The following is a 12,963-nucleotide window of genomic DNA, read 5'->3' on the forward strand; positions in this document are numbered from 1 at the left end:
CATGTAGTTTGATGGGCTTCTTCTTTCCGGCTTATGGATCACATCCGCAACTTTTCCATCATTGCTCATATCGACCATGGCAAGTCCACTCTTGCCGATCGCCTGATTCATCGTTGCGGAGGATTAGCCGATCGTGAAATGTCTTCGCAGGTCCTGGACTCGATGGACATCGAACGCGAACGCGGCATTACCATCAAGGCCCAGACTGCAGCGCTAAGCTATAAGGCCAAAGACGGCAAGGTCTATGCTTTCAATCTAATCGACACACCGGGGCACGTCGACTTTTCCTACGAGGTAAGTCGTTCGCTGTCCGCGTGCGAAGGTGCGCTGCTGGTCGTTGACGCAACTCAGGGTGTCGAGGCACAGACCGTCGCTAACTGCTATACCGCCATTGAGCTTGGTGTTGAAGTCGTGCCGGTCCTCAACAAAATGGACTTGCCATCTGCCGATCCTGAAGGCGCGCGTCAGGAAATTGAAGACGTTATCGGGATTGACGCCACAGACGCCATCTTGTGCAGCGCCAAAACCGGTGTCGGCATAGACGATATCCTCGAAACCATCGTAGCCAAGATCCCGCCTCCGGTTGGTGACCCCGCTAAGCCTCTGCAAGCATTGATCATCGATTCGTGGTTCGATAATTACGTGGGCGTCGTCATGCTGGTCCGCATCGTTAATGGTGTGCTTAAACCCAAAGACAAGATGCTGTTGATGGCCGCCGGGAAAACTCACCTTTGTGAGCATCTGGGTGTATTTACCCCCAAATCCGAGCCACGCAAAGAACTATCAGCCGGTGAAGTGGGTTTTGTCATTGCCGGGATTAAAGAACTCGAACATGCCAAAGTGGGCGATACGATCACTCTGGCCGGTAAACCGGCTTCGTCGGCCTTGCCCGGCTTCAAAGAAGTCAAGCCTCAGGTTTTTGCCGGCTTGTATCCGGTGGAAAGCAGCGAATATGATCAGTTACGCGATTCACTCGAGAAACTGAAATTGAACGATTCGTCGCTAATGTTCGAGCCTGAAGTCTCGCAGGCCCTGGGGTTCGGATTTCGCTGTGGATTCCTTGGCCTTCTGCATATGGAAATCGTGCAGGAACGCCTCGAGCGCGAATTCGATATGGACATCATCACTACGGCGCCTACCGTGGTGTACGAAGTCCAGACTCGTGACGGCTCAATGCTCTCGATTGAAAGCCCGTCGCGCATGCCGGAAGTCGGCGACATTATCGAGATTCGGGAACCCGTCGTTACGGTAACGTTGTTTATGCCCCAGGAATATGTCGGGCCGGTCATGTCCTTGTGCATGGTCAAGCGCGGGGTGCAGCTCAACATGACCTACCATGGCCGCCAGGTCCACCTGATGTACGAAATGCCTCTGGCCGAGATCGTGCTCGACTTCTTCGATAAGCTCAAATCGGTCTCACGCGGTTATGCGTCAATGGACTACGAGTTCAAAGAGTATCGCCCCGCCGACGTGGTGCGCGTCGATTTGGTGATCAATAGCGATCGGGTCGATGCCCTGTCAATGATGGTTCATCGTTCCAATGCCCGCTACCGCGGCCGTGAAGTCGTTTCGAAAATGCGTTCGCTGATTCCGCGGCAGATGTTCGACATCGCCATTCAGGCGGCTATCGGTGCCGAAGTCATTGCCCGTGAAAACGTCAAGGCCTTGCGCAAAAACGTATTGGCAAAATGCTATGGCGGCGACATTTCTCGCAAAAAGAAATTGCTCGAGAAGCAAAAAGCCGGCAAGAAGCGGATGAAACAGGTCGGTAACGTCGAGATTCCTCAAGAGGCATTCCTGGCAATATTGCAGGTCGAGGATAAATAACTTGGTATATAACAAGGTGTGTCTGGTATGAGTTGGGATTTTGCCCTGGTCTTGTTTTCGTTGCTGGTCGTAACTGGTATTGTCTGGTGTCTCGATTTTTTTTATCTGCGCGCACGGCGGCGAGCCGGGGCGGTTGCCGCCATGTCGGCTACTGCGCCTTCCGTAGCCGGGCTGGATAAGGCCGAAGCACTGCGAATTCGTCAGGACGCCTACGATAAAGCCAATAGACCACCCTGGTGGGTGGAATACTGCGTCAGTTTCTTTCCCGTAATTCTGTTCGTATTTGCCTTGCGGGCGTTTGTCGTCGAACCCTTTCGCATTCCTTCCGGATCCATGCTGCCAACCTTAAAGGATGGCGATCTAATCCTGGTGAATAAATTTGAGTACGGGATTCGTCTGCCGGTTATCGACAAAAAGATTATCGATCTCGGCGTTCCCGAGCGTGGCGATGTGATGGTTTTTCGCTATCCCGTGGATCCTGACGTAGACTATATTAAGCGCGTGGTTGGCGTTCCCGGCGATGTGGTGGACTACCAAAACAAGGTATTGTCGATAAACGGCCAAGAAGTCCCTACCATGCGCGACGGTGATTTTTTTGAACCTGATCGATCGCAGTATGTAGGGCGCTATACCGAGCAGTTAGGTCCCGCGAAGCACAAAATCCTGCTTAACAAGCAGGCAGGCCAAGATCTGATGGCGATCTCCGATTTTCCCTATCGCGATAACTGCGAATATTTGGGTAACGGGGTTCGTTGCACCGTACCGGCTGGCCATTACTTCATGATGGGCGATAATCGCGACAATAGCCTGGATAGCCGTTACTGGGGGTTTGTTCCCGACAAATACATCGTCGGCCGCGCTTTTTTCATCTGGATGAATTTTAACGAGCCAAGCCGTATAGGCCGGTTTCAATAATGCCGAGTGTCACTTCGCTGGAACAGGCGCTGGACTATCATTTTGCTGATGCGACTCTGCTCGATCAAGCGTTGACCCATCGCAGCCACAGCTCGCACCATAACGAACGTCTTGAATTCCTGGGCGATTCGGTGCTTAATTTCGTGGTTGCAGCCCTGTTGTTCAAACGGTTTCCCCGGATCGACGAAGGAGATCTATCGCGCTTGCGCGCCAATCTCGTCAAACAGGCCTCGCTGGCCGATATCGCTACGCGTTTGACGCTGTCGCAGTATTTGCGCCTTGGCGAGGGCGAACTTAAAAGCGGTGGATTTCGGCGCCCCTCGATTTTGGCAGACGCCTTGGAAGCCGTTTTCGGCGCCGTCTTTCTGGATGGTGGCTTCGACGCCGCACAGAAAGTGATTGCGCGTCAGTACGAGCCGGTGTTGGTTCATGTCGATCCCAAAACACTGGGCAAAGACCCCAAGACGTTACTGCAGGAATTATTGCAGGCGCGCAAGCTCGATTTGCCGGCGTACACAGTTGTCGCCACGCACGGTGCGGCGCATAATCAGTTATTTGAAGTAGAGTGCCAGATTCCCAAGCTGGATATCAAAGTCAGCGCGCCTGGAGCCAGCCGTCGTGCGGCAGAGCAGTCGGCTGCCGAGCTCGCCATTGCGGCAATCGCCGCATTGCCACCCGCCAAAGGGGCTCGTACAGCACGCGCCCGTAAGTCAACACAGTTGTCATTGCCTGTGGCAGTGTCCCAGGAGAACAAATGACCGATGCATTTCGTTGTGGTTTCGTGGCAATCGTGGGGCGTCCCAACGTGGGCAAGTCCACACTTGCCAATGCGCTGATAGGCAGCAAAATATCAATCGTTTCGCGTAAAGCGCAAACGACCCGGCACCGGATTCACGGCGTATTGACTCGGGAACATGAACAATTTGTGTTTGTCGATACTCCCGGGTTTCAAACGCGCCATGGCGGAGCCATGAACCGCATGATGAACCGCGTTGTCACGCAGGCATTGAGCGACGTCGACGTCGTAGTGCACGTGGTCGAAGCGGGAAAGTGGTCGCCCGGGGATGCGCAATTGTTGCCTATGCTGCCAAAGTCGGGTCAAAAGACGATTCTGGTGGTAAACAAGGTCGACGCCCTGACCAGCAAGAACGACATGTTTGCCTTCGTTAGCAAGATCATGGCCTTGCATCCGTATTCCGCCGTGGTTCCCGTCAGCGCCTTGCGCGGTACGCAACTCGAGAATCTGTTAACCGAGATTGCCGCCGGTCTACCTGAAGGCGAACCTATGTTCGAGGCCGATACCCTTACTGACCGTCCCATGCGTTTTATAGTCGCCGAGCTTATCCGCGAAAAGATCTTCCGTTTGGTGGGCGACGAGCTGCCTTATGGCTGCACTGTCGTTATCGAGGAATGGGAAGAAAACGATCAGGGTGTGCGGGTCGCGGCGTGTATTGTGGTCGAGCGCGACAGCCACCGTCCGATACTGTTGGGTGCCGGCGGCGCACACATGAAGCGCATGGCGTCGGAAGCTCGACAAGACATGGTCAAGTTGCTGGAAAAAACCGTGCATCTCGAGGTCTATATCAAGGTGCGCAAAGGCTGGTCCGATCGCGAAAGTGCCTTGCGCGAATTAGGATATGAGTAGACGAACGCAACGCGTTCAGGATGCAGTCGGCTATTTGTTGCACTCGGCCGCCTGGCGAGAAACCTCGCTGATCATACAAGTGTTCACCCGAGCCTACGGTAACGTGGCGTTGGTGGCTAAAGGCGCTAAGCGTCCCTATTCCGTGCTGCGTCCTGTGTTGTCCACCTTCCAGCCGCTGGGGCTGTCATGGAGCGGTGCGGGTGAGGTGAAGACTTTGACGCGAGCAGAGTGTGCCGGCATCCGACCGCTACACGGGCGCGCATTGATGTCAGCCTGGTATATGAATGAATTATTGCTCAGGCTGTTACCTCGGGAAGATCCGCACCCTGTCCTTTACGACGCCTACGACGCCGCCTTACAAGAGCTCTCAGCAGTGTATTCTGCCAGTGGGACTGCGCTGGCAACTGAGGATTCATCCGGGGGTGGTGACGACCCCGCTTCTCAGTCGGCAGGGGTACGCCCGCAACGATCGGCGGCAAGTGCCTTGCGGCGATTCGAGTGGGTTCTGCTGAACGAGACGGGTTACGGTTCAGGTGAAGATCCGCCTGACTTCCAGGATACGTCGCTCGAGCCCCAATTGCGCATATCCTTGCGTACAAGGCTTAATGAGCAATTGGGCCGACCCTTGTTGACGCGTAAAGTCTTGATGGAGCTCCAGCGATACTGATGGAAAAGCGCGATCTCCCCGAGGTCCTGGTTCTTGACACCTGCGTACTGATATCGAATGTTTTGCGCCAGCTGCTATTACGCTTGGCAGAGCATTCCTGTTTTCGGCCCGCCTGGAGCGGTGTAATAGGCGACGAGTGGCGCCGCAACGCTTCCCGACTGTGGGGAGTGCCCGCGCCGGAAATTCAGGCGCAGTGGCTTGCTCTGCAGGACCATTTTCCGCATGCTGACCAAGGTGTGATCGAAGGATTCAAGTCCGGCTTGCATCGTAGCGATCCGAAAGACTGGCACGTAATCGCTGCCGCCAGAGCCGCCAAGGCACATAATGCCGGAATTCGCGCCGGTATCATCACGCGCAACATCAGGGATTTCAACCGTACTGAACTCCGCGGCTATGGGATTGAACTATTCGATCCCGACGATTTTTTAGTTCGCTGCTGGCAGCAGTTTCCTTTACCTGCGGCCAGCGTATTCGCCGAGATACCGGCATTTGCACTGGCACCCGGCAGGGAACTTGAACCTGTGCAGACCATACTCAAGCGTGAGCGTCTGTTCCGCCTGAACAGGCTATATCCGTGTCCGCAATGAAGCAGGGCGTTGCACTGTCGGTCTTGTCGTCGATACTGTTTGCCGTCCTCTATTACTACGCGACTGTTCTGCACCCTTTAGATGGGGCCGCTATTTTCGCATGGCGTATTGTGCTGGGTTTGCCGGCAGTGGCGCTCTTGATATCGCGCGCGCGGGGCTGGGGGGAAATCTATCAGACGATGGGTCGGCTGCGCCGCAGCGCCCACCTGTGCTTCATGCTTGTGCTCAGCGCAAGCCTGATCGGGGTTCAACTATTTCTGTTCGTATGGGCACCTTTGCATCAGCGTGCGCTGGACGTCTCTTTAGGCTATTTTCTGCTGCCTCTGATGATGGTAGTCGTTGGCCGGGTGTTTTATCGAGAACGCCTGACGCGAACACAAACGGTGGCTGTGTTGATCGCCTTTATAGGCGTGCTCCATGAGCTTTTCAGGGCCGACTCCTTTTCCTGGGTAACCGCCGTCGTGATGTTGGGATATCCTCCCTATTTCATGTTGCGGCGGGTATTGCGCACGGGAAGCCTAAGCGCCCTATGGTTCGATATGTTGATTATGCTGCCCGCGGCCCTCTTCTTGTTGCAAGGGCAGGAAGTCAGCGTGTGGGACCAATTCTCACGTTATCCTGCACTGTTTGCATTGGTACCTTTGCTTGGGCTAATTAGCTCGGCTGCTCTTATTTCGTATATTTCGGCTAGCCGGCTCCTTCCCTTGGGACTTTTTGGGCTTCTAGGTTATGTCGAACCCGTGCTCCTGTTTTGGGTTGCCTTTTTGTTCTTGAACGAAGATTTACCGGAAAAAGCCTGGTTGACCTACATTCCTATATGGATTGCCGTGTTGTTGATGGTCGGGGAAGGGTTTATCAAATGGATCAGCGAGAGTCGTCTGGCACAAAAAAACCCGACCAAGGCGTCAGCCACCGGCCGGGTATGACGCCCGTGCGAACACGGGCGTATAGGGTGTTTACTCGCGGTCGCCGCCCACGATGCCAAGCAACATCAACAAATTAGCGAAGATGTTGTAGACGTCCAGATAGATGGCAAGGGTGGCCGACACATAGTTCGTTTCACCGCCATTGACGACTCGCTGCAGGTCGACCAGCAAAAGGGCCGAAAAAATGCCAATAGCCATTACGGAAATGGTTAGCATTAGGGCCGGCAACTGAAGAAATATGTTCGCCAGCGAAGCGACGATCAGAATGACAACCCCGATTAGCAAGAATTTTTGCATGTTCGAGAAGTCGCGCTTACTGGTACTGGCCACTGCGGCCATGGTGCCAAAGACTGCAGCCGTACCACCAAACGCCATCATGATCAATTGTGAGCCGTTGGCGAAGCCCATCACGAAGCCGAGAAGCCGGGACAGCATGATGCCCATGAAAAAGGTGAAGGCAAGCAGCAGGGCGACACCTAACGAACTATCTTTGTTGCGCTCGATCAGGTACATAAGCCCGAACGCCCCGATCAGGAACACGATAACGCTGGTTCCCGGGCTGGCGCCCATCACTTGGTTGAGCCCGGTATTAAGCCCCACCAAAGCGCCCAAGACAGTGGGGATCATCGACAGGGCGAGCAGCCAATAAGTATTGCGCATGACGCGGTTGCGCACTACCTCGGACGAGGCCGTGGGATAGCCACGGTCAGGCAGACTGGGTTGACGAAAGTCGGTCATGGTAAATCCTTTAGTGTGTAATCTTTCAAAAAGGGAACGCCCTTCATAGTAGGATTAGATTAACTGACAAGCAGCTGAATTTGCAAGAGGTGATTAGGGTAGCATTGCTCACGTTTTCCCCGACAGGTCATGGGCGTGCAGAGCATGACCGGCTTCTTTATATTCCCGCCAGCGTTCGCGCGCGGCCTGCTTGTCGTCATCGTGGTTGCTGACGATTTCGAGGATTCGTTCGAACTTCTCCGCACCCGGCGGGCATTGCAGGTCGAGGTTGAGCAACCATGGCTGTAACTGCCCGCTTTCGACGGCAGGCGGTGTCGGTTCGGCCGAGGTCAACCATACCGCGGTTTGACCGGCTAGCGGATCGTCGGCGAGTACATGCGGCACGAAAGAGGTCGCTTCGAAGCCCCATAACAGGCGGTCAAAGCGAACCAGTCTTTGGGTATCTTTAGTATAGATGACCAAAGGGCGACCGGCGAGATAGTGTTTGCGAACGACCTCGCATGCCATACGTAAACGATCGGTGGCGCCGAAAGCGAAATCAATGCGCGCCATCAGGCAGTCCATTCATGTCAGGGACTGTTGCGGCACGCGACAATCGGGGTGCTGGCATAGTCCGGTTCAGGAGGCTTGGCTGAGCAGATACTGAACCAATAGTGGCACTGGTCGACCTGATGCTCCTTTATCGTTGCCACTGCGCCATGCCGTTCCGGCGATATCGAGATGCGCCCACGGATATGCGCGAGTGAAGCGCGACAGAAAGCAGGCGGCCGTAATAGAGCCGGCTGGCGGGCCCCCAATATTTGCCATATCGGCGAAGTTCGACCGGAGCTGTTCTTGATAGGCCTCGTCAAGAGGCATGCGCCAGGCGGTATCCTGAGTTTCGCGTCCGGCTTGCAGCAGGCTCTCGGCCAGCGCGTCGTTGGTGCTGAAGAGACCGGTGTTAATGTGTCCCAATGCCACCACACATGCACCGGTAAGGGTAGCGATATCAATCACTGCTGCCGGTTTGAAGCGTTCTGCGTAAGTCAGTGCATCGCACAGGACGAGTCGGCCTTCGGCGTCTGTGTTGAGGATTTCGATGGTTTTTCCCGACATGCTGGTGACCACGTCACCAGGCTTGTTGGCCCGGCCGCTAGGCAGGTTTTCACAAGACGGGATCAGGCCGATGACTTCACGCCCGAGCTCGAGTTCGGCGACGGCACGCAAGGTGCCGAGCACACTGGCCGCACCGCACATGTCGTATTTCATTTCGTCCATATGGGCGGCGGGTTTGATGGAAATTCCGCCGGCATCAAAGGTGATGCCTTTACCCACCAGCACAATGGGAGCCTTGCGGTTTTTCGCTGCAGGTTTGGCCCCGGTTGGTGTATACCTAAGGACGATGAAAGCGGGCGGCTCGTACGAGCCGCGTGCCACGGATAAGAAAGATCCCATCTTGAGGGCTTCGATCTCTTTCGTTCCCAGCACCTCGGCTTTCAGTGTCTTGAATTCCTTGGCAAGTTTTTTTGCGGTATTGCCGAGGTAGGTCGGTGTACAAATATTTGGCGGCAAATCGCCAAGCAAACGCGTCAGGTTCATGCCGTTAGCGATGGCCTGGCCTTCACGCAAGCCGATTTGCGCCTCGGTTGCCTGGGTGCGGTTGATCCATACCGAGATCTTTTTTAACTTGGGGGCTGGCTCGTGATCTACCTTGCTTAACGTAGCATTGTATTGGTAGGTGGCACGTCCGGTTACCATTGCAGTGGCGCGAGTGCGTGCGCGCAGCGTAGAATTGCCGCATTCGATCGAAGCAAGCGTGGACACGGCTTCCGGGACGCTGGCTTTAACGCAATAATTGGCGAATGTCAGCTCGCCAGCAATGTGAGCGGCGGCGTTATACCGATCTTGCTTGCCCAAGCCGACTAGAATGATGCGTGTGGCACTTACACCTGGCAAGTTTCTTAGTACCAGATGCGTATTGGCCTTGGCCTTGAATTCAGTTTTCAGAACATCGCGCAGGGCTCCGTTACTGGCGCGGTCTAGGGTATCGGCCGACGGACTTAAGATTCCGTCGGCGAACACGCCCACCGCCAGTGCGGCGGTTTTGATTTGATGCAAAGAGGCTGTAGTCTGTGTGCTAAATTCCATTCGAATTTCCCGAAAGTGTCCATAGGATGCTGACGATTATCCCGCATATTCTCTCATGTCACTATTCAAACGTTCTGTAGTCTCCGAAATCCTCAGTCACGCCGGTGTCGTATTCTCTACATTGCTTGTCGTTTGGCTTAGTGTCCTGCTGGTGCGGCTTCTTGGCGAGGCCGCCAACGGCGCCATCGGCTCAGATGTGGTGTTCGGTCTGGCGACCTTTTCCAGCATTACAGCGCTACCTGTGATTTTGGCGGTTTCAGTGTTCATCGCGGTACTAACCACCATCACCCGCAACTTTCGGGAATCGGAAATGGTAGTGTGGTTCGCCAGCGGTTTATCGCTCAAGGACTGGGTCGGCCCGGTGTTGCGGTGCGCCGTACCCGTGGCGGTGTTGATTGCCATGCTGACTCTTGTGGCGTCTCCGTGGGCCTATCGTCAAATCAGCGAATACCGGCAGCGCTACGAGCAACGCTCCGACCTTTCTAAAGTCACCGCTGGGCAGTTTATCGAAACCGAAGATGGCGCGAGGGTGTTTTTTGCCGAAGAACCAACCGAACCGGGGCAGGAGATGGGCAACGTTGTTGCGCGCGTGGTCGACCCGGAATGGCTAAGTGTTATCACGGCCCAGAGCGCCAGCATTCAGAACGAAACGAACGGTGATCGGTTTCTCGTGCTGAGCGATGGCCATCGCTACGACCTTAAGCCCGGCAAGCCGGACTTCCGTCTGTTTGATTTTGACCGCTATGGCTTCCGTCTGGAGAGCAAAGCGGGCGCAAATTCAGCCGCCATGGTGCGCGAGCAGGCCGAGAGGCAGATCAAAGCCCGGCCAACTATGCAGTTATTTTCAGACAATACCGACAACGCACGGTCGCAGATCATGTGGCGCATTGCTTTGCCGCTCGCGGCCCTTAACTTGGCGCTCTTGGCCATACCCTTGGGTGCCGTCAATCCGCGCCTGGGGCGTTCAGGGGACTTGCTCATTGCAGGTTTGGTAGGCCTTCTGTATATGAACCTGATCAACCTTTCTCGTGGCTGGATAGGTAATGGGCAAGTGCCTTTCGGTGTGGGGGTATGGCTCGTGCATGCAGTGTTTACGGGGTTGATGGCCTATATGATGTGGCGCAAGCTTCGGGTCAAGGCGCCCAAGACGCCCAAAAGCGCTGCTTGACGCGCTGCAGTCCATTTGCGGTGTGGCCCAATCAGGCAAGATACTGCAATACCGAGCCATCTCCTTTTAAAAGAGGTTCATTTAGCTGGACGGATCTTTTCAAGAAATCCCACAGCGCCATGACGCGTCTGGATTGGCGAAGGTCTTCATGGCAATACATCCAGAAACTTCGTGTCAAGGTAATGTCTTGTTCCAGTATCGCGATAAGACGAGGGTCCTGGGACGCCATGAAGCAGGGCAAGATGGCCAGGGACTGACCCTGAAGTGCCGCGTGGCACTGAGCAATCACGCTGGTGCTTTTAAAGATAACCCGATTAGCGGCGACGATGTCTTCAAGATAGCGAAGCCGGTCGCTAAATAGCAGTTCTTCAACGTAACCTATAAAGGTATGGTCGGCGAGATCCGCCTTGCTTTGTATGGGCGGATGGTTATCCAGGTAATCTGCTGTCCCGTACAGCTTGAGCGAATAGTCGATTAACTTCGTACAAAGATAGGGTCCCCTCTGCGGACGCTCCAACGATATAACGATATCCGCCTCTCGTTTCGACAAACTGATAAATCGTGGCACCGGCATGATATCTAGCGTAATCGCAGGAAAGCGGCGCTGAAAGTCCGTCATCAGGGGGGCAAGCACATAATTGCCAAACCCTTCGGTCGATCCGACGCGCAAATGTCCCGACAGGGTCTGCGACTGACCCGAGACATCTTCGCGAGCGGAGAGCAGAGTGCTTTCGATTTGTTCCGCGTAGACGAAAAAGCGCGTGCCTTCTTCGGTAAGGGTGAACCCCGTGGACTTGGACTTATTGAACAGAACCGCTTCAAGTTCCTCTTCCAACGCATGGATGCGTCGAGAGACGGTGGTGTGCTGAACCCCCAGGCGCAATGCGGCTGCACTGACGCGTTGAGTGCGAGCGACTTCAAGGAAATAGCGTATTCCGTCCCAATCAAGCATAGGCTATTGTGCATTTATTAGCATCCAATGTGCAAATATTTTGATGGAATTAAGTTTTTTACACAACTACACTCGTTAGAGTCGTGTGGCCGATACCATGTAGCGGTGGCACATGTTTTGCGCCCATGCCTATAGTGCCTTGCTGCATAAAAATTATAAATACATCGGAGACAATTAATGAACAAATTCACGTTGTCACTTATGGCCGGCCTTTGTGCCGCCATTGCGGGAGCTGCCCAGGCCAAGGGTCCGCCGGTAAAAATAGGCGTACTTACCGATATGTCGGGAACGTATGCATCGATGGGCGGACCAGGATCGGTTGCGGCGGCTCAGCTTGCTATTAATGACTGCCTCGCTGCAGAGTGCAAGGGCATGGATATTTCACTCTTGTCGGCCGACAACCAAAACAAGGCGGATGTGGGTGCGGCCAAAGCGCGTGAATGGTTCGATCGTGACGGTGTAAGCGCCATTGCCGACCTTACAAACTCCGCAGTGGCGCTGGCGGTGCAAGGCATAGCCAAAGAGAAAAACAAAGTGGTGTTGTTCTCCGGGCCTGCAACCACCGGCCTGACCAATGATAACTGCTCACCCGTTGGCTTTCACTGGATGTTCGACGTGTATTCGCAGTCCGTCGGCGGCGTCAAAGCCATGGTCGATAAGGGCGGCAAGTCGTGGTTTTTTGTGACGGTCGACTATGCGTTCGGGCACTCTCTCCAAAAGGGTGCTCAAGACATGGTCAAGGAACTTGGTGGGTCGGTGGTGGGCTCTGTACTGCACCCGCTCAATGTTGCCGACTTCGCCTCGTATCTTCTACAGGCCCAGAGCTCCAAGGCCCAAGTGGTCGCGTTGGCCAACGGCGGAGCCGATGTCGTCAACGCCATCAAGCAGGCTCGTGAATTCGGCATTGTTTCGGGAGGCCAACGTTTGGCCTCTTTGCTGATATTCCTGTCCGACCTGCGAGCCTTGGGGCTCGAGAACGCGCAAGGGTTGACCTATGTTGATGGCTTTTACTGGGATTTCGACGAAGGCACACGTGCATGGTCGAGGCAATTCGCAGGAGCTTTCAAGGGTCAGAAGCCCACAATGACGCACGCGGGTGTGTACTCCAGTGTCAGGCACTATTTAAAAGCGGTGGCGGCCTCACAGTCAGTGCAAGGTGATGTAGTGGCGGCCAAAATGCGCGAAATTCCTATCCAGGATCCCATCATGCATAACGCCTCCATACGCCCTGACGGACGGGTTATTCACGATATGTATTTGTACGAGGTGAAAACGCCGGCCGAGTCCAAGAACGAATGGGATTTGTCTAAGCTGGTGGCCACGATTCCCGCCGCGGAAGCGTTTCAACCGTTGGCCACGTCCACGTGCCCCTTAGTCAAGAAAAGTTGATTTATTTCGCATCATGAATGCG

At 54.7% G+C, this 12,963-nt stretch carries 13 protein-coding genes; 9 read left to right on the forward strand and 4 right to left on the reverse strand.

Annotated elements, in window-relative coordinates; genetic code table 11:
• Positions 1-33: 33 nt before the first annotated feature.
• From lepA to rarD, 7 genes are read left to right on the forward strand one after another with little or no spacing between them, the layout of a single operon-like run.
• Positions 34-1,827 (forward strand): translation elongation factor 4, encoded by a 1,794-nt coding sequence (gene lepA, locus EKL30_RS12430; RefSeq protein ID WP_126707540.1) that lies wholly within the window; start codon positions 34-36, stop codon positions 1,825-1,827.
• 27 nt (positions 1,828-1,854) lie between these two features.
• Complete coding sequence (gene lepB / locus EKL30_RS12435) at positions 1,855-2,742, forward strand: signal peptidase I (RefSeq protein WP_126707541.1); 888 nt, start codon at positions 1,855-1,857, stop codon at positions 2,740-2,742.
• Positions 2,742-3,500: a ribonuclease III gene (rnc, locus tag EKL30_RS12440; protein ID WP_126707542.1), complete on the forward strand. Its 759-nt coding sequence runs from the start codon at positions 2,742-2,744 to the stop codon at positions 3,498-3,500. Before lepB ends, rnc begins: the two co-directional genes overlap by 1 nt.
• The gene (gene era, locus EKL30_RS12445) at positions 3,497-4,387 is read left to right on the forward strand and encodes a GTPase Era (RefSeq protein WP_126707543.1); all 891 of its coding nucleotides are present in this window, start codon (positions 3,497-3,499) and stop codon (positions 4,385-4,387) included. The genes rnc and era overlap by 4 nt, the downstream gene beginning before the upstream one ends.
• Positions 4,380-5,054 carry a DNA repair protein RecO gene (gene recO / locus EKL30_RS12450; RefSeq protein WP_126707544.1) on the forward strand — a complete coding sequence of 225 codons (675 nt, stop codon included), beginning with the start codon at positions 4,380-4,382 and terminating at the stop codon, positions 5,052-5,054. The genes era and recO overlap by 8 nt, the downstream gene beginning before the upstream one ends.
• A complete protein-coding gene (locus tag EKL30_RS12455; protein WP_126707545.1) occupies positions 5,054-5,641 on the forward strand; it encodes a PIN domain-containing protein in 588 nt (195 codons plus the stop codon). Before recO ends, EKL30_RS12455 begins: the two co-directional genes overlap by 1 nt.
• Positions 5,638-6,567, forward strand: a complete 930-nt coding sequence (rarD, locus tag EKL30_RS12460; RefSeq protein ID WP_126707640.1) for an EamA family transporter RarD — start codon at positions 5,638-5,640, stop codon at positions 6,565-6,567. Before EKL30_RS12455 ends, rarD begins: the two co-directional genes overlap by 4 nt.
• A gap of 30 nt (positions 6,568-6,597) precedes the next feature.
• Here rarD and EKL30_RS12465 read toward each other — a convergent pair whose 3' ends face one another.
• The 3 genes from EKL30_RS12465 to EKL30_RS12475 form a co-directional block, all read right to left on the reverse strand.
• Positions 6,598-7,305 (reverse strand): Bax inhibitor-1/YccA family protein, encoded by a 708-nt coding sequence (locus EKL30_RS12465; RefSeq protein WP_126707546.1) that lies wholly within the window; start codon positions 7,303-7,305, stop codon positions 6,598-6,600.
• Positions 7,306-7,413: 108 nt separating this feature from the next.
• Positions 7,414-7,857: a DNA polymerase III subunit chi gene (locus EKL30_RS12470; protein ID WP_126707547.1), complete on the reverse strand. Its 444-nt coding sequence runs from the start codon at positions 7,855-7,857 to the stop codon at positions 7,414-7,416.
• A gap of 66 nt (positions 7,858-7,923) precedes the next feature.
• The gene (locus tag EKL30_RS12475) at positions 7,924-9,432 is read right to left on the reverse strand and encodes a leucyl aminopeptidase (protein ID WP_126707548.1); all 1,509 of its coding nucleotides are present in this window, start codon (positions 9,430-9,432) and stop codon (positions 7,924-7,926) included.
• Positions 9,433-9,487: 55 nt separating this feature from the next.
• Here EKL30_RS12475 and lptF point away from each other — a divergent pair, with 55 nt between their 5' ends.
• Entirely contained in the window at positions 9,488-10,600 is a 1,113-nt protein-coding gene (gene lptF, locus EKL30_RS12480; RefSeq protein ID WP_126707549.1) for an LPS export ABC transporter permease LptF, read from the forward strand.
• A 31-nt stretch (positions 10,601-10,631) separates the two neighbouring features.
• On the opposite strand, the gene EKL30_RS12485 is transcribed toward lptF, so the two are convergent.
• Positions 10,632-11,552, reverse strand: a complete 921-nt coding sequence (locus EKL30_RS12485) for a LysR family transcriptional regulator (RefSeq protein WP_126707550.1) — start codon at positions 11,550-11,552, stop codon at positions 10,632-10,634.
• A 201-nt stretch (positions 11,553-11,753) separates the two neighbouring features.
• Between EKL30_RS12485 and EKL30_RS12490 the strand changes: the two genes are divergently transcribed.
• Positions 11,754-12,941, forward strand: coding sequence for an ABC transporter substrate-binding protein (locus tag EKL30_RS12490; RefSeq protein ID WP_233583074.1), 1,188 nt, complete (start codon positions 11,754-11,756; stop codon positions 12,939-12,941).
• Positions 12,942-12,963: the final 22 nt, after the last annotated feature.

This window comes from Candidimonas sp. SYP-B2681, assembly GCF_003971065.1.
Lineage (GTDB): Bacteria > Pseudomonadota > Gammaproteobacteria > Burkholderiales > Burkholderiaceae_B > Pollutimonas.